We start from the raw sequence: 21,541 nt of genomic DNA on the forward strand, positions 1-21,541 counted from the left end.
CGCACGAGACTGGTGGCCGTCGCGCGGATGCCTTCAACGAGACTATGTATTCGCCCGCTATCTGCACAAAAGCATGTGGCAACCGTTACACAGCGGTAACCGGGAGGTGGAATCCTTGCGCTGTTCTGCACGAAACGTGCGTACCGGGCGGCCGTCGCGCAACACATCGACTTCAGAGGAGACGCACGGAGTGTCCACCGACCTGTCAGGATCCGCGCCCGGACGGCGCCGGATCCGCATCGAGATCCTGCTGGTCCTCGGGCTCTCGCTGGGCGCCTCCGCGGTCTACTCGGTGGTCTCCATCGCCAACCGGCTCACCCGCTCGACCGCACTGGCCGACCAGACCGCGACGATCAACGGCGCCCTCAGCGACCGCCCGGGCTTCGACCTCGTCTACCAGCTGCTCGCGCTCTTCTTCGACCTGGTGCCGGTGGCCCTCTGCGCGTTCCTGCTCTGGCAGAGCTCGGGCCGTCCGCTCGGGCGCCTGGGGCTCGACCTGCGCCGGCCGTTCGCGGACCTGGGGACCGGGACCGTCCTCGCGGTGGCGATCGGCGCGCCGGGCATCGCGCTGTACGCCGTCGGACGCGCGCTGGGCATCACCGTGGCGGTGGTGGCCTCGCCGCTGGACGCGTACTGGTGGACGGTGCCGGTGCTCGTGCTCTCCGCGATCCGGGCGGGAGTGCAGGAGGAGGTCGTCGTGATCGGGTACCTCTTCGCCCGCCTGGGCGATCTGGGCTGGGGGCGGTGGCGGATCCTGGTGACCAGTGCGCTGCTCCGGGGCAGCTACCACCTGTACCAGGGCATCGGGCCCTTCATCGGGAACGTGGTCATGGGCCTGGTGTTCGGACTGTTCTACCAGCGCTTCGGCCGCACCCTGCCCCTGGTGATCGCCCACTCGATCATCGACATCGTCTCGTTCGTCGGGTACCCGTTGGCCGTCGCCCTCTGGCCCGAGCTGTTCGCGCCGCCGGCTCCGCGGACGTGACGTCGGACCGATCGCATCCGAGGAGCCGCAGGACCGCGCCGCGGCTCTCCACTGCCGCGGCGTGACGCCCGCACGGTGGAGCTGCTCGCTCGTCGCTACTCCGTCGAGCCCTGCCGGCACCTCCACCACGCGTTCCCCACGGTCGGGCTCCCTCGTGCATCGGGGTCGCCGTGCGCCGTTCCCCCCGGATCGGGAGGACTGCGACCCACTCCGCGCCTGTGAGGGACCGACCGTGTCTGCAACCGAGGGTCGAAGAGCCGAGGACGGGCTCGGGGCTCCGTTCCTGCTCTCTCACCCTCGGTTGCGGACGAGCGCGTGCGGGCGGATCAGGCGAAGGCCTCGATGGGCGGGCAGGCGCAGACGAGGTTGCGGTCGCCGTAGGCCTGGTCGATCCGGCGGACCGGCGGCCAGTACTTGCCGCGCACCAGCGAGCGGACCGGGTAGACGGCCTCCTCGCGGCTGTACGGGTGCGTCCACTCCTCGGCCGTCAGGCACTCGGCGGTGTGCGGGGCGCCGCGCAGCGGGTTGTCGTCCACCGGCCACTCCCCCGCGCCGACGCGGTCGGCCTCCGCCCGGATCCCGATCATCGCGTCGATGAAGCGGTCGATCTCGGCGAGGTCCTCGCTCTCCGTCGGCTCGACCATCAGGGTCCCGGCGACGGGGAAGCTCATGGTCGGGGCGTGGAAGCCGTAGTCGACGAGGCGCTTGGCGACGTCGTCCACGGTCACTCCGGTCGCCGCCGTCAGCGGACGGATGTCGAGGATGCACTCGTGGGCGACGAGCCCGTTGTCCCCCGTGTAGAGCACCGGGTAGTGCTCGCGGAGGCGCGCGGCGACGTAGTTGGCCGAGAGGACGGCCGCCCCGGTCGCGGCCCGCAGGCCCTCCTCGCCCATCATCCGGGCGTACGCCCACGAGATCGGCAGGATGCCGGGGCTGCCGTAGGGCGCTGCCGACACCGGTGCGCCGCCGTGGACGATCCGCTCGCCCTGCGTGCCCACGCCGTGCTCGAGCCGCTGCGCGAGCGGGTGGCCGGGCAGGAACGGCGCGAGGTGCGCCTTCGCGGCGACGGGACCGACGCCGGGACCGCCTCCGCCGTGCGGGATGCAGAACGTCTTGTGCAGGTTGAGGTGCGAGACGTCGCCGCCGAAGTCTCCGAAGCGGGCGAAGCCCAGGAGCGCGTTGAGGTTCGCGCCGTCCACGTACACCTGTCCGCCGGTCTCGTGGACGAGGCGGCAGATCTCGGCGACCTCGTGCTCGTAGACGCCGTGGGTCGACGGGTAGGTGATCATCAGCGCGGCGAGGGAGCCCGCGTGCTCGGCGATCTTCGCCCGGAGGTCGTCCAGGTCGACGTTGCCGAGCTCGTCGCAGGCCACGACGACGACGCGCATGCCGGCGAGGACCGCGCTCGCGGCGTTGGTGCCGTGAGCGCTCGAGGGGATCAGGCAGACCGTGCGGTCCTCGTCGCCGTTCGACCGGTGCCAGCCGCGGATAGCCAGCAGGCCCGCGAGCTCGCCCTGCGAGCCGGCGTTGGGCTGGAGCGACACGGAGTCGTAGCCGGTGAGGTGGGCGAGCCACCCCTCCAGCTGGTCGATCAGCGCCAGGGAGCCCTGCACGTCCGCCTCGGGGGCGAACGGGTGCAGGTCCGCGAACTCGGGCCAGCTGACCGCCTCCATCTCGGTGGCGGCGTTGAGCTTCATGGTGCAGGAGCCGAGCGGGATCATTCCGCGGTCCAGCGCGTAGTCCGAGTCGGCGAGGCGCTTGAGGTAGCGCATCATCGAGGTCTCGCTGTGGTGGCTGCTGAAGACCGGGTGCACGAGGAAGGGCGTGCGGCGGTCGAGCTCGGCGGGGATGCTCCGCGCGGAGCCGCCGAGGAAGCCGAACGACGAGTCCAGCTGCCCGACGGCGGTCGCGACGGCGATCACCTCGAGGTCGGTGACCGTCTCGTCGATCGACACCGAGACCGTGTCGGCGTCGACCAGGCGCACGTCGAAGCCGGCCTCGCGGGCGCGGGCGACCGCCGCCTCCGCACCGCCGGGCACGACGACCGAGACGGTGTCGAAGAAGTCGGCGTGCCGGAGGGAGTGGCCCCGGTCGAGGAGGAGGCGCGCGAGGAGCGCGGCCCGGCCGTGCACGCGCTCGGCGATCGCGGCGAGCCCGTCCGGCCCGTGGTAGACCGCGTACATCGCGGCCATGACCGCCAGGAGGACCTGCGCGGTGCAGATGTTCGAGGTGGCCTTCTCGCGGCGGATGTGCTGCTCGCGGGCCTGGAGGGACAGGCGGTAGGCGGGGTGGCCGTCCGCATCCTGGCTGACGCCGACGAGGCGGCCGGGCAGCTGGCGCTCGAGTCCCTTGCGGACGGCGAGGTAGCCGGCGTGCGGTCCTCCGAAGCCCAGCGGGACGCCGAAGCGCTGCGTGGTGCCGACGGCGACGTCCGCGCCGAGCTCGCCCGGCGAGCGCACCAGGGTCAGCGCGAGCAGGTCGGCGGCGACGACCGCCAGGCCTCCGTGGGCCTTCGCCGCGGCGAGCACCGCCGACGGGTCCCAGAGGTGCCCGGACGCGCCGGGGTACTGCACGAGGGCGCCGAAGCACTCCGGCACCTCCGCCGCGGCGGTGCGCGAGAGCGGGAGCTCGACGATGCGGATGCCGACGGCCTCCGCGCGGCCGCGCAGCAGCGCGAGGGTCTGCGGGAGAGCGTCGGAGTCGACGACGAAGACGTCGGTGCGCGCCTTCGAGGCACGGCGCGCGAGCAGCATCGCCTCGACGACGGCGGTGCCCTCGTCGAGCATCGACGCACCGGCCGTGTCGAGGCCGGTGAGGTCGGAGACCATCGTCTGGAAGTTGATCAGCGCCTCCAGGCGCCCCTGCGAGATCTCGGGCTGGTACGGCGTGTAGGCCGTGTACCAGCTGGGGTTCTCGAGCACGTTGCGCTTGATCACGGCGGGGGTGTGCGTGCCGTAGTAGCCGAGGCCGATCATCGGCCGACGCACCGTGTTCTTCGCGGCGAGTGCGCGCAGCTCGGCGAGCGCCTCCGTCTCGGTGGCCGGAGCGGGCAGCACCCGCGGGAGGTCGCGGACCTGGATCGACTCGGGGACGGCGGCGGTGACGAGCTCCTCCACGGAGTCGTAGCCGAGAGCCGCGAGCATGGTGCGCTGCGCGTCGGCGTCGGTCCCGATGTGGCGGGACTCGAAGGCGCCGGGGGTCCTGGTGGCCGCCATCTACTCGCCGACCAGCTCGATGTAGGCGGCGGAGTCGAGGAGGCCGTCGGGCAGGGCGTCGAAGCGGACCCGGATCAGCCACCCCTCGCCGAACGGGTCGGAGTTGACGAGCTCGGGGCTGTCGACGACGGCCGTGTTGGCCTCGAGGACCTCGCCGTCGACGGGGGCGAACAGCTCGCCCACCGACTTGGTCGACTCGATCTCGCCGACGACGCTGCCGCCCTCGACGCGGGCTCCCGCCTCGGGGAGCTCGACGAAGACGACGTCGCCCAGCTTGTCCGCGGCGTAGGCGGTGATGCCGACGGTCGCGACCTCTCCGTCGACCCGGATCCACTCGTGGTCGGAGGTGTACTGCAGCTCGGTGGGCACGGCCATGTCAGTTCTTCTTTCTCGAGTAGAAGGGGAGCTCGGTGACGGTCATCGGGAGGCGCGTGCCGCGGATGTCGACGGCGAGCGCCGTCCCGGGCTGCGCGGAGGCGGGGGCGACGTAGGCCATCGCGATCGGGACGCCCAGGGTCGGCGAGAGGACGCCGCTGGTGACCACTCCGACCTCGTCGTCGCCGGAGAGGACGGTGTAGTCGGCGCGGGCGGCGCGGCGGCCCTCGCCGACGAGCCCGACGAGCACGGGAGCGTCTCCGGAGGGACCCTCCTCGCTGGCCGCGCGGCCGACGAAGTCGATCGGCTTCCCGAAGGCGACGACGCGGCCGAGGCCGGCCTGTGCGGGGAAGACGTCGCGGGAGAGTTCGTGGCCGTAGAGCGGCATGCCCGCCTCGAGGCGGAGGGTGTCGCGGGCGGCGAGGCCGGCGGGGACGAGGCCCGCTCCGGCGCCGGTCTCGGCGAGAGCCTGCCAGAGCGTGGGAGCGGAGTCGGGCGAGACGTAGATCTCGAAGCCGTCCTCGCCTGTGTACCCGGTGCGCGCGATCAGGATCGGGTGCGCCTCGAAGGTCGCGGGCACGGCGCGGTAGTAGCGCAGCTCCGCGAGGAGGCGGGCGGCGTCGTCCGTGTCGAGCACGGACTCCGCTCCCCGCTCGGTCTCGACGGCGAGGCCCTGGACGTTCTGCAGGATCTCGAGCGAGTGCGGTCCCTGCAGCGCGATGAGGGCGACGTCGTCGCTCTCGTCGAACAGCTCGCACTCGAACATCGCGGTGCGGTCGCGGAGCGTCTCGACGACGATGTGCCGGTTGGCCGCGTTCGCGACGACCATGAAGCGGTCCTCGCCGGTGCGGTAGACGACGAGGTCGTCGATCACGCCGCCCGTGCGCTCCAGGAGGAGGGTGTACTTCGCGCGGCCGGCGGCGACGGCCGAGATGTCGCTCGCCAGCGCGTAGTCGAGGGCGTCGACCGCCTCAGGGCCGACGACGAGGATCTCGGCCATGTGCGAGAGATCGAAGAGGCCGGCGGCGGTGCGCACGGCGTGGTGCTCGGCGAGGTCGCCGGAGTAGCGGACCGGCATCTGCCATCCGGCGAAGTCGGTGAAGGACGCGCCGGCGGCGACGTGCACCTCGTGCAGGGGCGAGTAGCGGGCTTCGGGGCTGGTCGTCGGGGTCTCGGACATGAGTTCTCCATTTCGTCGCAGTGCTGGACTCGCGCCGCGTTCGCGGCAGAGCACAGCAGTGCCGTGGGAACTCCCCCTCTGTCGTGGAGCCTGAGAGATTCGCGCCGCCCCGAGGGGTCGAGCGCTTTCACCATGGGCGGATCCGAGCGGATCGCTTTCCAGAGTGGCCAGTTCGACGCGGTACAAGACCTGAGAGATTGGCGGGGAGGCTTGCTCCTTCGGTGCCGACCGGAGTCGGCTCTCCCGCGTCGCGTATTGCGGCCCGGTATTCGGTTGTGCGGTCAGCCTAGCGGGCGGGGCGGGCCCGTAGCGGCGTGTCGCTTCTCCCGCTAGGTGTTCAGGTGTTGGTGACACTAAGGTGATCCCAGCACTTACAGTCGGTGCGACTCTTAGTAGGGGGCATCGGATGCCGGACGTGCAGCTCGCCGTGTCGACGGTGATCTTCGCCCTGCGGCCGCACCCGGAGACCGGAGCGAGCACCGTCTGGATCCCCGTCGTCCGGCGCATCCGCGAGCCGTTCGAGGGACTCTGGGCACTGCCCGGCGGACCGCTGCATCCGGACGAGGACCTCGCCGAGTCGGCCCGCCGCACTCTCCGCGAGACCACGGGCCTGGCTCCGCGCTACCTCGAGCAGCTCTACGCCGTCGGCGGCACCGACCGCTCCCCCGGTGAGGACCGCGTCGTGTCGATCGTCTACTGGGCGCTCGTGCGCTCCGCCGAGGCCGACGAGGCCATCGTGGGAGAGAACGTCGCCTGGCTCTGCACCGATCTGCCGCTCGAGCTCGCCTTCGACCACGGACTGATCGTCGACTACGCCCTCTGGCGCCTGCGCAACAAGATGGAGTACTCCCGCATCGCGCAGGCCTTCCTCGGCGGCGCCTTCACCCTGTCCCAGCTGCGGGAGGTCCACGAGGCCGTCCTGCAGAAGCCCCTCGACCCGGCCAACTTCCGCCGGACGATCGAGAGCTCCGGCACCGTGGTGCCCACCGGGGAGCGCCTGACGGGCACCCGCCACCGTCCCCCGCGCCTCTACCGCTACGACGAGTCGGCGGCGCTCGTCGACAACGGCCCGCTGCCCGTCTGAGCGCGCCGCCCGACTCCCCCACCCGCCTCACGAGGAGAACACCGTGACATCCGTCGACAGCACCATCCGGCTCATCGAGGGCGGCTCCGCGCCCGGCGCCACCTGCGCGCCCGAGCTCGCGGAGGCCCCCTGGTCGTTCGACCTCGGCCTGCCCGCCTACGGGCCCGGCGCCTCCCAGGCCGACCCGATCCCGGCCGACGCCCCGGTCCAGGGACGTCTGCCGGAGGAGTACACGACGGCGAGCGCCGACGAGCTGCACCACCGCATCCTCGCGGCGAAGGAGACGCTCGGCGAGCGGGTCGTCGTGCTCGGGCACTTCTACCAGCGGGACGAGGTGGTGCAGTACGCCGACTACGTGGGCGACTCGTTCCAGCTGGCGAAGGCGGCGACGAGCCGGCCCGACGCCGAGGCCATCGTCTTCTGCGGCGTGCACTTCATGGCGGAGACGGCCGACATCCTCTCCGGACCGGAACAGGCCGTGATCCTCCCGAACCTGGCGGCCGGATGCTCGATGGCGGACATGGCCGACATCGACTCCGTCGAGGACGCCTGGGCCGAGCTCACCGAGCTCTACGGCACCGAGCCGGACGCCGACGGCCGCGTGCCGCTCGTCCCGGTCACGTACATGAACTCCTCCGCCGCGCTGAAGGCGTTCTGCGGCCGAAACGGAGGCGTGGTCTGCACCTCCTCGAACGCGGCGACCGTGCTCGAGGACGCGTTCGCGCGCGGGCAGCGGGTGCTGTTCTTCCCCGACCAGCACCTCGGCCGCAACACCGCCAAGGCGATGGGCGTGCCGCTGGAGCGGATGCCGATGTGGAACCCGCGGAAGCCGCAGGGCGGCTCCGACACCGCGACGCTCCTGGACGCGCAGGTGATCCTCTGGCACGGCTTCTGCTCGGTGCACAAGCGCTTCACGACGGCCCAGATCGCGAAGGCGCGCGCCGAGCACCCGGGCGTGCGCGTGATCGTGCACCCGGAGTGCCCGATGGCGGTCGTCGATGCGGCCGACGAGTACGGCTCGACCGACTACATCGTGAAGGCGATCCAGGCGGCACCCGCGGGATCGACCTTCGCGATCGGCACCGAGATCAACCTGGTGCAGCGCCTCGCCGTCCAGTACCCGCAGCACACGATCTTCTGCCTCGACGACGTGGTCTGCCCCTGCTCGACCATGTACCGCATCCACCCCGGCTACCTCGCCTGGGTGCTCGAGGGACTGGTCGCGGGGACGGTGCTCAACCGCATCGAGGTCGCGGAATCGGTGCAGGCCGAGGCGCGCATCGCCCTCGAGCGGATGCTCGCGGCCGTTCCGCCCGCCGGGCCGGCGGCGGTCTGACATGGCGCGGGTCGTCGTCGTCGGCAGCGGCATCGCCGGGCTGGTCGCCGCGCTGACGGCGCAGCACCGCCACGAGGTGCTGCTCGTCACCAAGGGCACGCTGGCGGAGTCGTCGACGCGCGCCGCGCAGGGCGGGATCGCCGCGGTCACGGCGCCGGGCGACTCCGTGGCGCTGCACGTGGAGGACACGCTCACCGCCGGTGCGGGCCTCGCCGTGCGCTCGGCGGTCGAGGTGCTCTGCGCTGAGGGGCCGGAGGCGGTCGCGGTGCTGCAGGAGTGGGGCGTCGGCTTCGACCGCGAGGGCGGCGAGCTGGCGCGGGGACTCGAGGGCGCCCACTCGCGTCCGCGGATCCTGCACGCCGGCGGCGACGCGACGGGCGCCGCGATCGAGGCCGCTCTCGTGGCGGCGGTGCGGGCCTCGTCCGTCGAGGTGCGCGAGCACGCCGCCCTGGTCGACGTGGTGCGGGAGGGCGGCTCGGTCACGGGCGCCGACGTCCTGCACGACGGCGTGCTCGAGCGCCTGACGGCCGACGCGGTCGTGCTGGCCACCGGAGGCGCCGGGCAGCTCTACCGGCACACCACCAATCCGTCCGTCGCGACCGGGGACGGGCTCGCCGCGGCCCTGCGGGCAGGAGCGGAGACGGCGGACCTGGAGTTCTACCAGTTCCACCCGACCACGCTCGCGCTGCCGGGCGGCTTCCTCGTCTCGGAGGCGGTGCGCGGCGAGGGCGCGGTGCTGCGCGACGCCGCCGGCGAGCGGTTCCTGGCCGGGGTGCACCCCGAGGCCGAGCTGGCGCCGCGCGACGTCGTGGCGCGCGCGATCGCGGAGCGGATGCGGATGCAGGGCGGACTGCCCGTGCACCTGGACGCCCGGGCGATCGACCCCGAGGTGCTGGCGAAGAGGTTCCCGACGATCTCGGCGGCCTGCCGCGAGAACGGGCTCTCGCTCGCCGACGACCTGCTGCCCGTGACTCCGGCCGCGCACTACTGGATGGGCGGGATCGCGACCGACCTGGACGGGCGCACCAGCCTCCCCGGGCTGCTCGCAGTGGGCGAGGTCGCCCGCACCGGCGTCCACGGCGCGAACCGCCTCGCCTCCAACAGCCTGCTCGAGGGCGTCGTGTTCGCGCGCCGCGCGGCGCTCGCCCTCGACTCCCTCTCCTGGAGCGGCGGCCCGGTCGCCCCTCCCCGCGCCGTCGTCCCGATGACGCTCGACCGCACCGCTCTCCAGGACGCGATGTGGGCGGGAGCCGGCCTCTCCCGGGACGCGGCGGGGCTCACGGCGGCGCGCGACGCGCTCGTCGCCTCCGCCTCGCCCGCTCCGCTCGGACTGAGGACGCTCGAGGACGCGAACCTGCTGACCTGCGCCCTCGCTCTGATCGACGCCGCGCTCGCGCGCACGCACTCCGTGGGCGCCCACCACCGCACCGACTCCCCCGACCCCGCGACGGCGAGCGCCGCCGCCCCCACCAGAGAGGCGGCCCTTCCGTGCTGACCCGCCAGAGCATCGACCGCGTCGTCACCCTCGCCCTCGAGGAGGACGCGCCCTGGGGCGACCTGACCTCCGACACTCTCCTCCCCGCGGACGCCACCGCGAGCGCCGCCCTCGTGGCCCGCGAGCCCGGCGTCTTCAGCGGCGGCGCCGTCCTCGTCGGCACGATGCGGCAGGTCGACTCCCGGATCCGCTGCTCGGTGCTCGTGGAGGACGGCGCGGTCTTCGAGGCCGGGCAGACCCTCGCCCGGATCGAGGGCCCCGCGGGCGGCGTGCTCCGCGGCGAGCGCGTCGCGCTCAACCTCGTGCAGCGGATGAGCGGCATCGCCACCCTGACGGCGCAGTACGTCGCCGCGGTGGAGGGGACGCGCGCCCGCATCGTCGACACCCGCAAGACCACGCCGGGCCTGCGCGCGCTCGAGAGGCACGCCGTCCGCAGCGGCGGCGGCCGCAACCACCGCTTCTCGCTCTCGGACGCGGTGCTGGCGAAGGACAACCACCTCGCGGTGCTCGCCGCGCGCGGGATCGACCTGACCGCGGCCCTGCGGGCGGCGCGCGCCTCGATCCCGCACACGGCGCACCTCGAGGTCGAGGTCGACCGGCTCGACCAGATCGAGCCCGCGCTGGCGGGAGGCGCGGACACGATCATGCTCGACAACTTCACCCCCGAGCTGCTCCGCCAGGGCGTCGCCCTCATCGGCGGGCGGGCCGTGGTCGAGGCGAGCGGCGGCGTCGACCTCACGACCGTGCGCGCGATCGCGGAGGCGGGGGTCGACGTGATCTCCGTCGGCGCGCTCACCCACAGCGTCCGCTCGCTCGACCTCGGCCTGGACATCGCGGTCGAGTGATCTACCTCGACCACGCCGCGACCTCGCCCGTGCGCCGCGAGGTGCTGGAGGCCATGTGGCCGTTCCTCACCGCGGAGTACGGCAACCCGTCGAGCAGCCACTCGCTCGGCGACGCCGCGGCGCGCGCGCTCGAGGCGGCGCGCGCTCACGTGGCCCGCTTCCTCGGCGGCCGCACCTCTGAGACGCTCTTCACCTCCGGCGGCACGGAGTCGATCAACACGGCGATCAAGGGCCTCGCGCTGGGGTCGCCGCGCGGACGGCACCTGGTGATCTCGGCGCTCGAGCACGAGGCGACCGTCGAGTCGGCCGACCACCTCCGGCGCCTGCACGGCTTCGAGGTGTCGACGGCCCCCGTCGACGCGACCGGCCTGCTCGACCTCGACGCGCTCGCCGCGCTGGTCCGGCCGGACACCGCGCTGGTCTCGGTGCTCGCGGCGAGCAACGAGATCGGGACGGTGCAGGACGTGCCGGCGATCGCGGCGCTCTGCCGATCGCGGGGCGTGCCGCTGCACGTGGACGCCGTCCAGGCCGCCGGCTGGCTGGACGTCGCGGGCTGGGGCGCCGACGCGGTCTCGGTCTCCGGGCACAAGCTCGGGGCCCCGAAGGGCGTGGGGGCGCTGCTGCTGCGCAGCCGGCTCCCGTTCGAGCCCCTGCTGCACGGCGGCGGCCAGGAGCGGGAGCGGCGCTCGGGCACCGAGAACGTGGCCTTCGCGGTCGCGCTCGGCACCGCGGTGCGCCTGCTCGATCCGGACCGCGCGGCGCGGGTCGGAGCGGTCCGGGACGCGTTCGCCGAGCGGGTCGCGGCCCTGGCGCCCCGGGCCGTGCCGCTGGGCTCCGCGGCGCACCGGCTCCCCTCGATCGCCGCGTACGCCGTCCCCGGGCGCAGCGGCGAGTCGACGCTCCTCGAGCTGGAGGAGCGCGGCGTCGTCGTCTCGAGCGGCTCGGCGTGCGCCGCCGGGCGCGACGAGCCCTCGCCCGCGCTGCTGGCCCTCGGCCTCGACCCCGACGTCGCCCGGACCGCCGTGCGGTTCAGCTTCGGCGAGGGCGCCACGCTCGAGGAGGCCGAGGCCGCGTCCTCCGCGCTCTGCGCGGTCCTCACCTGAGACCTCTCGCAGCGGATCCCCGTCGATCGGGAATGTCCGGGGCGTCCGCCGCTGTTCTCCCTCCGTACCCCGCATCCGCGCCCGCGAGTCGAGCCGTCGGTGCGCCCCTCACACCGATCCCCCTCACGACCGGAGAACACCTGTGACCGAGCGCAGCACCCTTCCCGCCGCGCGGCCCGCCGCACCCGCCGCCGCCACGACCCTCGAGCCGCGCAGCCGCCTGGTCATCAGCCTTCTGCTGGTGTCGGCGTTCGTCGTGATCCTCAACGAGACGATCATGAGCGTGGCGTTGCCCGACCTCATGCGCGACTTCGACGTCGAGGCGCACGTGGGCCAGTGGCTCTCGACCGCCTTCATGCTCACGATGGCCGTCGTCATCCCGATCACGGGCTACCTGATCCAGCGGCTGCACACCCGCATGCTCTTCGCCGCCGCGATGATCCTCTTCAGCCTCGGCACGCTCACCGCCGCGCTCGCCCCGACCTTCGCGGTCCTCCTGGCGGCCCGCGTGGTGCAGGCCGGCGGCACGGCCATCATGATGCCGCTGCTGATGACGACCGTGATGACGCTGGTGCCCCCGGCGATCCGCGGCCGGATGATGGGCAACATCTCGATCGTCATCTCGGTGGCTCCGGCCGTCGGACCGACGATCTCGGGCGTCATCCTCAACTTCCTCGGCTGGCGCTGGATGTTCTGGATCGTGCTGCCGATCGCGATCGGCGCGCTGCTCCTGGGCCTGCGCAAGGTCGAGAACGTCACCGAGCCCCGCTCCATCCCGATCGACTCGCTCTCGGTCGTCCTCTCGGTCTTCGGCTTCGGCGGCCTCGTCTACGGCCTGTCGAGCCTCGGCGAGGGCGGAGCCGCGGTCGTCGCGCCGTGGATCCCGTTCGTCGTCGCGGGCCTCGGCCTCGCGGGCTTCATCGCGCGCCAGCTCCTGCTGCAGCGCACCGACCGGGCCCTGCTGGACCTCCGGACCTTCTCCTCCGCGAACTTCACCATCGTCATCGCGATGATGGCGGTCAGCATGTCGGCGCTCTTCGGCACGCTGATCCTGCTGCCCCTCTACACGCAGAACGTGCTGGGCCTCACTCCGCTGGAGACCGGGTTGCTCCTGCTCCCCGGCGGCCTGCTGATGGGCCTGCTCGCGCCGTTCGTCGGCCGCGGCTATGACCGCTTCGGCCCGCGCGTGCTGCTCGTGCCCGGCTCGATCGTCGTCGCCGGCGCACTGTGGGGGTACACCCTGCTCGCGGCGGACTCGTCGCCCTGGTTCGTCCTCTCGCTGCACGTGACCCTCAGCCTGGGCCTCGCCTTCGTCTTCACGCCGCTGTTCACCGCCGGCCTCGGCTCGGTGCGCCCCTCGCTCTACTCGCACGGCAGCGCGATCATCGGCACCGTGCAGCAGCTGGGCGGCGCGTCGGGCACGGCGCTGTTCGTCACCGTCCTCTCGATCCGGTCGGCGGAGCTCGCGCAGGGCGGAGCCGACCAGGCCGCCTCCTACGCCGGCGGCATCCACTCCGCGTTCCTGTGGGGCGCGTCGATCGCGACGGTCGCGATCGTGGCCGCGTTCTTCGTCCGCCGCCCGGCGGAGTCGGACGCGCCGCTCCCGATGGCGCACTGAGCCGGGCGGGCCGACCCCGCCTGTTCACCTCCGCGTCACCCCGCCTCCCTACGGTGTCGCCCCGGCCGCCGCGCTCCCGATCGCGCGGCCGGGACGGAGACGAGACGTGACCGAGACGGCCGGCCCCCAGGACGTGCTCGACGCCGGAGCGGCCACCCCTCCTCCCCGCACGCTGGTCGACGTCCTCCGCGACACCGCGGAGCGCCACCCGGACGCCTCCGCGCTGGAGGACCCGGCCGGAGCGCTCAGCTACCGGGAGCTGCTGGCCCGTACGGTGCAGCTCGCGGGCGAGCTCACCGCCGCCGGGGTCCGACGCGGCGACCGCGTCGGGATCCGCATGCCCAGCGGCTCCCGCGAGCTCTACCTCGCGATCCTGGCCGTCCTCGCCGCGGGAGCCGCGTACGTCCCGGTGGACGCGGACGACCCCGAGGAGCGGGCGCGCCTCGTCTTCGGCGAGGCCGCCGTCCGCGGCGTGATCACCGGCTCCGGCCGCTTCGAGCGCACCGGCGCCGACGAGCCGGCCGCGCGCCTGTTCACCGCGAGCGCGCCGCACCCGAGCACGGCGTCGATCCCGCTGCTGCAGCCGCCCTCGCTCGAGGACGACGCCTGGATCATCTTCACCTCCGGCTCCACCGGAACCCCCAAGGGAGTGGCGGTCAGCCACCGCTCCGCCGCCGCCTTCGTCGACGCCGAGGCGCGCCTGTTCCTCCAGGCGGAGCCGCTCGGCCCCGGGGACCGCGTGCTGGCCGGTCTCTCCGTCGCGTTCGACGCGTCCTGCGAGGAGATGTGGCTCGCCTGGCGGCACGGCGCCTGCCTCGTCCCCGCTCCCCGCTCGCTGGTCCGCAGCGGCATGGACCTCGGCCCCTGGCTGACCACGCACGGCATCACCGTGGTCTCGACCGTGCCGACCCTCGCGGCGCTCTGGCCCGCGGAGTCGCTCGAGAACGTCCGCCTGCTGATCTTCGGCGGCGAGGCGTGCCCGCCGGAGCTCGGCGAGCGCCTGGCCGTCGAGGGCCGCGAGGTCTGGAACACCTACGGGCCGACCGAGGCCACCGTCGTCGCCTGCGCCGCGCCCCTCGGCGGGCCTCCCCCGGTGCGCATCGGGCTGCCGCTGGACGGCTGGCGGCTCGCCGTCGTGGATGCGGACGGGCAGCGGGTCGGCGAGGGCGACGTCGGCGAGCTGGTCATCGGCGGGGTCGGGCTCGCGCGCTACCTCGACCCGGTCAAGGACGCCGAGAAGTACGCGCCGGCACCGCTCCTGGGCTGGGAGCGGGCCTACCGCTCCGGCGACCTGGTGCGCTTCGAGAGCGCCGGCCTGGTCTTCCAGGGGCGCGCGGACGACCAGGTGAAGCTCGGCGGTCGGCGGATCGAGCTCGGCGAGGTCGAGGCGGCGCTGCAGGCGCTCCCCGGAGTCTCGGGGGCGGCGGCCGCGGTCCGCACCACGGCGGCCGGCAACCAGGTCCTCGTCGGCTACCTGGCCCTCGCCGGCGGCCGGGAGCTCGACCGCGACGCGGCGCTCGCCCGCCTGCGCGAGGAGCTGCCCGCATCCCTCGTGCCGCTGCTGGCCGTGGTCGAGGAGCTGCCGACCCGCGTCTCCGGCAAGGTCGACCGCGCCGCACTCCCCTGGCCGCTCGCCGTGGGCACGACCGAGGACGCCTCCCTCGACCCCGAGGAGGCGTGGCTCGCCGCCCTCTGGCGCGACGTGCTCGGCGTGCCGGTCGACGAGCGGGCGAACTTCTTCGACCTCGGCGGCGGCTCCCTCGCCGCCGCCCAGCTGGTCGCGCGGATCCGCGAGCGCGACCCCGAGTTCACGGTCGCCGACGTCTACGCCCACCCGCGTCTCGCGGCGATGGCCGCCGAGATCCAGAGCCGCTCGACCGGCACTGCGGAGGTGTCCGCTCACCGCATCGCGCCGGTCCCCCTCAGGATGCGCGTGCTGCAGACCCTCCTCGGCGCACCACTGCTCGTGCTCGGCAGCGCCCGCTGGATCACTGCGATCCTCAGCGTCACCGCGGTGCTCGACCTGGTGCCGGGGTTCGGCTGGCTGCCCACCGCTCCGCTCGCCGCGCTGATCCCCGCGTTCGCGCTCTTCCTCACGCCGTTCGGGCGGATGGGGCTCACCGTCCTCGCCGCGCGCACCCTGCTGCGCGGGATCCGAGCCGGAGACCACCCGCGCGGCGGGAGCGTGCACCTCCGGCTCTGGCTGGCGGAGCAGATCGCGTTCCAGCTCAAGGCCGTGAGCCTGGCGGGCGCGCCCTGGGTCGCCTACTACGCCCGCGCGCTCGGCGCCCGCATCGCCGACGACGTCGACCTGCACTCCCTCCCTCCGCTGACCGGGATGCTCACGCTCGGGCGCGGCGCCGCGATCGAGCCCGAGGTCGACCTCTCCGGCTACTGGATCGACGGCGACGTCCTGCGCGTCGGTGCCGTCCGGGTCGGCGCCGGCAGCACGGTGGGCGCGCGCAGCACGCTCCTCCCCGGCGCCCGGATCGGCAAGCACGCGCAGATCGAGCCGGGATCGGCCGTCTTCGGGCGGGTGCCGGCCGGGCAGCGCTGGGGAGGATCCCCCGCCCAGCGGCTCGGCAGGGCGAACGCCGGGTTCCCCTCGGAGCGCCCGGCGCGCCGCCCGGGCTGGGTCTGGGCGTACGGAGCGTCCGCGGTCGGCCTCGCAGCGGTCCCGGTCCTCGCCCTCGCGGCCGGGCTCGCCGTCGTGGCCGCCGCCGTGCGCGGCTCGGCCGGCCTCGGCGCCGCGCTCGGGCCCGCTCTCGCCGCCCTCGTGCCCGCCGTCGCCGTCTCCGGAGTCGTCCTCGCCGCCCTCGTCGTCGTCCTGGTGCGCCTGCTCGGCCGGGGCGTCGAGCCGGGCACCCACCCTGTGCGCGGTCGGATCGGCTGGCAGGTCTGGTCGACGGAGCGGCTGCTCGACTCCGCGCGGGTCCTGCTCTTCCCGCTCTACTCGGGCCTGTTCACCCCGGTCTGGCTGCGGCTCCTCGGCGCGAAGGTCGGACGCGACGTCGAGGCCTCGACGGTGCTGCTCCTGCCCGCGATGACGACCATCCGCGACGGCGCGTTCCTCGCCGACGACACGCTCGTCGCCTCCTACGCGCTCGGCGGCGGCTGGATGCGGCTCGCCCGCGCCGAGATCGGCGAGCGCGCGTTCCTCGGCAACTCCGGCATGGCCGCGCCCGGCCACACCGTGCCCGCCGGCGGACTCGTCGCCGTCCTCTCCTCCGCGCCCCGCAAGTCGAAGGCGGGCTCGTCGTGGCTGGGCTCACCGCCCGTGCGGCTGCGGCGCACCGTCGTCGAGGCGGAGTCGGCGCGCACCTTCCGCCCGGCCCGCCGACTCCGCGCGGCCCGCATCGCGTGGGAGCTCGGCCGCTTCGTCCCGGTGGTCGTCTCGGTCGCGATCGGCCTCGGCGTGGTAGCCGGACTGCTCGCGCTGATCCAGACGCTCGGGGCGGTGCTCGCCGCGCTCGTGGGAGGCGTCGTGCTGCTGGCCGCCGGAGCGGTCGCCGCGGCCGTCTCCACCGCCGCGAAGTGGATCCTGATCCAGCGGGTCGAGCCGAGCGAGCAGCCGCTGTGGTCCTCGTTCGTCTGGCGGAGCGAGCTGGCCGACGCCTTCACCGAGATGGTCGCCGCGCCCTGGTTCGCCCACGCCGCCGCGGGCACTCCGGCGCTGGTCTGGTGGCTGCGGAGCCTCGGCGCCCGGATCGGACGCGGCGTCTGGTGCGAGAGCTACTGGCTCCCCGAGGCCGATCTGATCTCGCTCGGCGACGGAGCGACCGTGAACCGGGGCTGCGTCGTGCAGACGCACCTGTTCCATGATCGAATCATGAGCATGGATCTCGTGAGCCTCGACGCCGGCGCCACCCTGGGCCCGCACAGCGTGATCCTCCCCGCCGCGCGGATCGCCGAGCACGGCACGGTCGGCCCGGCCTCGCTCGTCATGCGGGGGGAGCTCGTGCCCGCGGGCAGCCGCTGGAGCGGCAACCCGATCGGCCCGTGGCGCGAGGTGCGCGTCGCCGACTACCACGCGCCCGTCGCGTGAGCCCCGCGCTGACCGGGCTCGAGACCGCCGGCGACCCCTACGTCCCCGGCATCGGGAACACCGGCTACCGCGTCGAGTCCTACGACCTCGACCTCGACTACCGCGTCGCCTCGAACCGCCTGGCCGGCCGGGCCGTGCTGCGGATCGTCGCGCTGCAGCCGCTCCGGCGGTTCTCCCTCGACCTCTCCCGGCTCCGCGTGGCCCGCGTCCGGATCGACGGACGCCGCGCCCGCCACGAGCAGGCGCCGCACAAGCTGCGGGTGTCCCCCGCCGAGCCGCTGGCCGCCGGCGAGAGCGTCGACGTCGAGATCGAGTACAGCGGCCACCCCGCCCCCCGCGCCAGCCACTGGGGCGAGCTCGGCTGGGAGGAGCTGGAGGACGGGGTGCTCGTCGCCTCGCAGCCCTCCGGCTCCTCCACCTGGTTCCCCTGCAACGACGACGTCGCCGAGAAGGCTCCCTACCGCCTGCGCGTCACCGCCGAGGAGGGCTACGCCGTGCTCGCGAACGGGGTGCTCATCGACTCGAGCGCCCGCTCCGGCCGCCGCACCTGGCTCTACGAGCAGCGCGAGCCCAGCGCCGCGTACCTCGCCTCGGTGCAGATCGGCCGCTACGCGATCGAGGAGCGCGTGCTCGCCGGCGTCGCGGTGACCCTCGCCCGCCCCGCCGCCCTGGCCGCTCGGGTCGCGCACGACTTCGCTCCGCTCGAGCGCATGCTCGCCCTGTTCACGCGGCTGTTCGGCCCCTACCCCTTCGCCCGCTACTGCGTCGTCGTCACGGCGGACGAGCTGGAGATCCCGCTCGAGGCGCAGGCGATGGCGGTGTTCGGCGCCAACCACGCCGACGGCCGCGGCGGCTCGGAGCGCCTCATCGCGCACGAGCTCGCGCACCAGTGGTTCGGCAACAGCGTGGGCATCGCCCGGTGGCGCCACATCTGGCTCAACGAGGGGTTCGCCTGCTACGCGGAGTGGCTGTGGTCGGAGGAGTCGAGCCGCGCCACCGCCGACGCCTGCGCCCGCCGCCACCACGCGGTGCTGCGGGCTGCGGCGCAGGATCTCGTGCTCGCCGATCCGGGGCCGGTCGCGCTCTTCGACGACCGCGTCTACAAGCGCGGCGCGCTCACCCTGCACGCGCTGCGGCTCACCGTCGGCGACGGGCCCTTCCTCCGGCTGCTGCGGGAGTGGACGTCCCGCTACGCCTCCGCCGCCGTCACCGACGAGGAGTTCCGCGAGCTCTGCACCGAGGTCCTCGGCGAGGGCGTGGACGACCTGCTCGACGCCTGGCTCCTCGACGAGGAGCTGCCGCCGCTACCGTCCCGGCGCTGACACCAGCGAGTCCGCGAGCGCGTCGCCGTGCTCGCGCCGCCAGCCGATGATGGGCCCGGCGCCCGCGTCCCACATCGGCCCGAGGGCGACGCTGACCCGCAGCGCGGGGTCCAGCTGCGGCTCGGCCAGCCGGAAGCGGACGCCGTCGATCCGCGCCTCCGCCGCGTGGTGCGACTCGTGCACGTGCACCCGGCGCGGGTCGAGCTCGAGCCCGCGACCGTCCGCCTTCAGTGCGGCCTCGATCCGGGTCCAGTGCAGGACGGGGTCGGCGGGGCGCATCCCGCCCGTGGCGAAGGGCGCCCCGGCGATGCGCGTGATCCGCTCCCCGCGCTCGGGCGTGCCCAGCGTCGGCTCCACATCGACGCCGACCGCACCGGCGCTGCTCGCCGCGACCACGACGGCGCCCGCGCAGTGCGCGATGCTCACCGACAGCAGCTCGAGCGCGATCCCGCGTCCCTCCAGCCGCGGCCGGCCGTGCGCGCCCCCGCAGCGCGGGCAGCACGCGACGACCCGGACCTCCGACGCGCGCGTCCCCGTGAGCTCGGCCGCGAGCATCCGCAGGAGCACCCGCCCGTAGACGAAGCGCTCGGCCGCCGACGCGGCGACCGTGCCGGCGTAGCGCTCGCGCTCCTCGTCGCTCAGCAGCGGCAGCAGCCGCTCGGCGTCCAGCGTCTGCTCGTCGAGCGCCAGCCAGCGCAGGTGCACCCCCGGCAGCTCCGCGCCGATCCCCGACTCCCCCATGTCCGTCCCCCCGGTCAGCTCGTCGCGGCGTGCTCGCCGCGCTCGTACACGTCCGCGGCCGATCCGACGATCAGCGGGTCCGGACCCAGCGGGCCCACGACCTCCTCGTCGCGTCCGTCGTAGTCGTAGAGGCTCAGGACGTAGCGCATGGCCTCGAGCCGGGCGCGCTTCTTGTCGTTGCTCTTCACGATGGTCCAGGGAGCGTCGGCGGTGTCGGTCGCCGCCATCATCGCCTCCTTGGCCGCGGTGTAGTCGCCCCACTTGTCGAGCGAGGCGAGGTCCATCGGCGAGAGCTTCCACTGGCGCACGGGGTCGATCATGCGGATCGTGAACCGGGTGCGCTGCTCCTCCGCCGAGACCGAGAACCACAGCTTCACCAGGTCGATGCCGTCGCCGACGAGCATCCGCTCGAACAGCGGCGTCTGGCGGATGAACTCGTCGTACTGCGCCGGCGTGCAGAAGCCCATCACGCGCTCCACGCCGGCCCGGTTGTACCAGGAGCGGTCGAAGAGGACGATCTCGCCGGCGGCCGGCAGGTGCGAGACGTAGCGCTGGAAGTACCACTGACCGGCCTCGCGCTCGGTCGGCTTCTCGAGCGCGACCACGCGGGCTCCGCGCGGGTTGAGGTGCTCGGTGAAGCGCTTGATGGTGCCGCCCTTGCCCGCGGCGTCGCGCCCCTCGAACACGACCACGAGTCGGCGCCCGTGCTTCTTGATCCAGTTCTGCAGCTTCAGCAGCTCGATCTGGAGGAGGCGCTTGCCCGCCTCGTACTCCTCGCGCGACATCCGCTCGTCGTAGGGGTAGCCCTCGCGCCAGGTGTCGACCTGCGTGCCGTCGCGGCGCAGGAGCACCGGATCGTCGTCGTCCTCGTCCAGCACGACGAGGTCCCGCGCGTCGGCGGGCGTGAGCGTGCGGAGCAGCTCGGGAGTGGGACGGAGGGCGTCATCGGCGTTGTCGGGCACGGAGGGACGCTAGTGCGCCCGTGCGACGCTCCGGTGAACGGCGGGTATCCCCGCGTCTGCGGGGAGGACGGTCGGACAGGCTGCCGCGCCGATCGCGGACCCGGCCGCCGGACGCGCAGGCTGACCACGACGGCTGTACGCGACCGAGGCTGCAGTGTTCGATCCGGTGCGTTCCCGCGAGGATCGACCGGCTCCGCCTCGTCTCGGGACGGCGTCAGCCGGTGAACGCCGCAGGAGGCAGGTCGGTCTCGCCGCCCTCGACCGCGTCGAGCAGCCGGTCGACCACGTCCTGCGGCGCCAGACCCGCGCCGAAGCGGGGCGCGTCTCCCGCGAGAGGGTGCCGGGACAGCTCGGTCTCGGTGTGGCCGGGGCGCGCGTCGAGCAGGAGGACGCCCGCCCGCTTGTACTCGCGGGCCGAGGCCTTCACGAAGGAGTGCAGTGCCGCCTTCGAGGCGGAGTACGCGGCGAGGCCCGCGGTCGGAGCCTCCGCCACCACGCCGCTGATGGTCAGCGCGAACGGCTCGCGCCCCTCGCCCGCCGACGCGACGAGCGACGGCAGCGCGGCGGTCAGCACCCGGATCGGCGCCAGCGCGTTCACCTCGACGAGCTCCTCCAGAACGGCCGGATCGAGCTCGGCGGACGGCCCGAAGGCCACGACGCCCGCGGCCACGACGACGCCGTCGAGGCGCCCGTGCCGCTCGAGCACCTCGGCGACCACGCGCCGGGGCTCGTCCTCCCCGCGCAGGTCGGCGACCAGGGGTGCCTCGCCGAGCGCCGCGGAGTCGCGCCCCGAGCGCACCGCGACGGCACCGCGCGCCTCCAGCGAATCGGCCAGGAGGCGGCCGAGGCCGCCCGAGGCTCCGAGGACGAGGACGACGGCACCGTCGAGACGAGTCATGTGGCGAGCCTAGACGGGTGCGCTGTCGCGGATCGGCACTACCGTACGAGCGACCGGGCCCCTACCGTGAGGCCCATGACACGACTGCAGAGCCGTGCCGTGCTGCACCGCCTGCTCGAGGTTCTCGAGGATCCCGCCCCCGTCACCATCGGCCACGCGCGTCACGTCCGGATGCTCGTCCGCGAGGCTCTGGAGTGGATCGCCGGCCCTCGAGCGCACGAGTCCGGTGCGTGGAGCGGCCCCGCTTCGGGAGAGCCCGCGGCCGCGCTCGCCCCCGAGGATCCCGCCGCCACGGACCCGGGTCTCTGACGCTCCCGCCCTCCTCGTAGACTCGTTC

The 21,541-nt window shown here is 73.9% G+C and carries 16 protein-coding genes and 1 riboswitch; of the genes, 10 read left to right on the forward strand and 6 right to left on the reverse strand.

Annotation, left to right across the window (positions count from 1 at the left end; translation table 11 throughout):
- Positions 1 to 190: 190 nt before the first annotated feature.
- Entirely contained in the window at positions 191 to 985 is a 795-nt protein-coding gene (locus C5C69_RS00205) for a CPBP family intramembrane glutamic endopeptidase (protein WP_258059269.1), read from the forward strand.
- A gap of 326 nt (positions 986 to 1,311) precedes the next feature.
- Here the strand turns inward: C5C69_RS00205 and gcvP are convergent, their stop codons facing one another.
- The 3 genes from gcvP to gcvT are packed head-to-tail and all read right to left on the reverse strand — an operon-like array spanning position 1,312 to position 5,755.
- Positions 1,312 to 4,200, reverse strand: a complete 2,889-nt coding sequence (gcvP, locus tag C5C69_RS00210; RefSeq protein ID WP_104232746.1) for an aminomethyl-transferring glycine dehydrogenase — start codon at positions 4,198 to 4,200, stop codon at positions 1,312 to 1,314.
- A complete protein-coding gene (gcvH, locus tag C5C69_RS00215; RefSeq protein WP_104232747.1) occupies positions 4,201 to 4,575 on the reverse strand; it encodes a glycine cleavage system protein GcvH in 375 nt (124 codons plus the stop codon).
- A gap of 1 nt (position 4,576) precedes the next feature.
- Positions 4,577 to 5,755, reverse strand: a complete 1,179-nt coding sequence (gene gcvT, locus C5C69_RS00220; protein WP_104232748.1) for a glycine cleavage system aminomethyltransferase GcvT — start codon at positions 5,753 to 5,755, stop codon at positions 4,577 to 4,579.
- Between the two features lie 168 nt (positions 5,756 to 5,923).
- A riboswitch (glycine riboswitch) is annotated at positions 5,924 to 6,011 on the reverse strand.
- Positions 6,012 to 6,161: 150 nt separating this feature from the next.
- Between gcvT and C5C69_RS00225 the strand changes: the two genes are divergently transcribed.
- The 8 genes from C5C69_RS00225 (at position 6,162) to C5C69_RS00260 (ending at position 18,603) form a co-directional block, all read left to right on the forward strand.
- A complete protein-coding gene (locus tag C5C69_RS00225) occupies positions 6,162 to 6,839 on the forward strand; it encodes an NUDIX domain-containing protein (protein ID WP_104222969.1) in 678 nt (225 codons plus the stop codon).
- A 43-nt stretch (positions 6,840 to 6,882) separates the two neighbouring features.
- Complete coding sequence (gene nadA / locus C5C69_RS00230) at positions 6,883 to 8,175, forward strand: quinolinate synthase NadA (protein WP_104222968.1); 1,293 nt, start codon at positions 6,883 to 6,885, stop codon at positions 8,173 to 8,175.
- Between the two features lies 1 nt (position 8,176).
- Positions 8,177 to 9,670, forward strand: a complete 1,494-nt coding sequence (nadB, locus tag C5C69_RS00235) for an L-aspartate oxidase (RefSeq protein WP_104232750.1) — start codon at positions 8,177 to 8,179, stop codon at positions 9,668 to 9,670.
- On the forward strand, positions 9,664 to 10,515 hold the full coding sequence (gene nadC / locus C5C69_RS00240) for a carboxylating nicotinate-nucleotide diphosphorylase (RefSeq protein WP_104237538.1): 852 nt from the start codon (positions 9,664 to 9,666) through the stop codon (positions 10,513 to 10,515). Before nadB ends, nadC begins: the two co-directional genes overlap by 7 nt.
- Positions 10,512 to 11,618 (forward strand): cysteine desulfurase family protein, encoded by a 1,107-nt coding sequence (locus C5C69_RS00245; RefSeq protein WP_104232752.1) that lies wholly within the window; start codon positions 10,512 to 10,514, stop codon positions 11,616 to 11,618. The genes nadC and C5C69_RS00245 overlap by 4 nt, the downstream gene beginning before the upstream one ends.
- A gap of 142 nt (positions 11,619 to 11,760) precedes the next feature.
- Entirely contained in the window at positions 11,761 to 13,236 is a 1,476-nt protein-coding gene (locus tag C5C69_RS00250) for a DHA2 family efflux MFS transporter permease subunit (protein ID WP_104232753.1), read from the forward strand.
- Between the two features lie 106 nt (positions 13,237 to 13,342).
- On the forward strand, positions 13,343 to 17,281 hold the full coding sequence (locus C5C69_RS00255) for a Pls/PosA family non-ribosomal peptide synthetase (RefSeq protein ID WP_181067733.1): 3,939 nt from the start codon (positions 13,343 to 13,345) through the stop codon (positions 17,279 to 17,281).
- Positions 17,278 to 18,603, forward strand: coding sequence for a M1 family metallopeptidase (locus tag C5C69_RS00260; protein ID WP_258065153.1), 1,326 nt, complete (start codon positions 17,278 to 17,280; stop codon positions 18,601 to 18,603). The genes C5C69_RS00255 and C5C69_RS00260 overlap by 4 nt, the downstream gene beginning before the upstream one ends.
- Here the strand turns inward: C5C69_RS00260 and C5C69_RS00265 are convergent.
- The 3 genes from C5C69_RS00265 to C5C69_RS00275 all read right to left on the reverse strand — a co-directional run bounded on the left by C5C69_RS00265 (position 18,586) and on the right by C5C69_RS00275 (position 21,204).
- Positions 18,586 to 19,344, reverse strand: coding sequence for a 4'-phosphopantetheinyl transferase superfamily protein (locus tag C5C69_RS00265; RefSeq protein ID WP_104232755.1), 759 nt, complete (start codon positions 19,342 to 19,344; stop codon positions 18,586 to 18,588). The two genes, C5C69_RS00260 and C5C69_RS00265, sit on opposite strands and share 18 nt — an antisense overlap.
- A gap of 14 nt (positions 19,345 to 19,358) precedes the next feature.
- Positions 19,359 to 20,219: a polyphosphate kinase 2 gene (gene ppk2, locus C5C69_RS00270; RefSeq protein ID WP_244230712.1), complete on the reverse strand. Its 861-nt coding sequence runs from the start codon at positions 20,217 to 20,219 to the stop codon at positions 19,359 to 19,361.
- Between the two features lie 301 nt (positions 20,220 to 20,520).
- Positions 20,521 to 21,204, reverse strand: coding sequence for an SDR family oxidoreductase (locus tag C5C69_RS00275; RefSeq protein ID WP_104222961.1), 684 nt, complete (start codon positions 21,202 to 21,204; stop codon positions 20,521 to 20,523).
- 75 nt (positions 21,205 to 21,279) lie between these two features.
- Between C5C69_RS00275 and C5C69_RS00280 the strand changes: the two genes are divergently transcribed.
- Positions 21,280 to 21,513, forward strand: coding sequence for a hypothetical protein (locus C5C69_RS00280; RefSeq protein ID WP_104222960.1), 234 nt, complete (start codon positions 21,280 to 21,282; stop codon positions 21,511 to 21,513).
- The last annotated feature ends 28 nt before the right edge of the window (positions 21,514 to 21,541 follow it).

Origin of the sequence: Rathayibacter sp. AY1C7 (assembly GCF_002931865.1) — a bacterium.
GTDB lineage: Bacteria > Actinomycetota > Actinomycetes > Actinomycetales > Microbacteriaceae > Rathayibacter.

What these genes read in the sequence shown, in the direction of transcription:
- gcvP (WP_104232746.1), bottom strand. Translation starts at nt 4,200, where the DNA reads ATGGCGGCCACCAGGACCCCCGGCGCCTTCGAGTCCCGCCACATCGGG.
- gcvH (WP_104232747.1), bottom strand. Translation starts at nt 4,575, where the DNA reads ATGGCCGTGCCCACCGAGCTGCAGTACACCTCCGACCACGAGTGGATC.
- gcvT (WP_104232748.1), bottom strand. Translation starts at nt 5,755, where the DNA reads ATGTCCGAGACCCCGACGACCAGCCCCGAAGCCCGCTACTCGCCCCTG.
- C5C69_RS00225 (WP_104222969.1), top strand. Translation starts at nt 6,162, where the DNA reads ATGCCGGACGTGCAGCTCGCCGTGTCGACGGTGATCTTCGCCCTGCGG.
- nadB (WP_104232750.1), top strand. Translation starts at nt 8,177, where the DNA reads ATGGCGCGGGTCGTCGTCGTCGGCAGCGGCATCGCCGGGCTGGTCGCC.
- C5C69_RS00265 (WP_104232755.1), bottom strand. Translation starts at nt 19,344, where the DNA reads ATGGGGGAGTCGGGGATCGGCGCGGAGCTGCCGGGGGTGCACCTGCGC.
- C5C69_RS00275 (WP_104222961.1), bottom strand. Translation starts at nt 21,204, where the DNA reads ATGACTCGTCTCGACGGTGCCGTCGTCCTCGTCCTCGGAGCCTCGGGC.
- C5C69_RS00280 (WP_104222960.1), top strand. Translation starts at nt 21,280, where the DNA reads ATGACACGACTGCAGAGCCGTGCCGTGCTGCACCGCCTGCTCGAGGTT.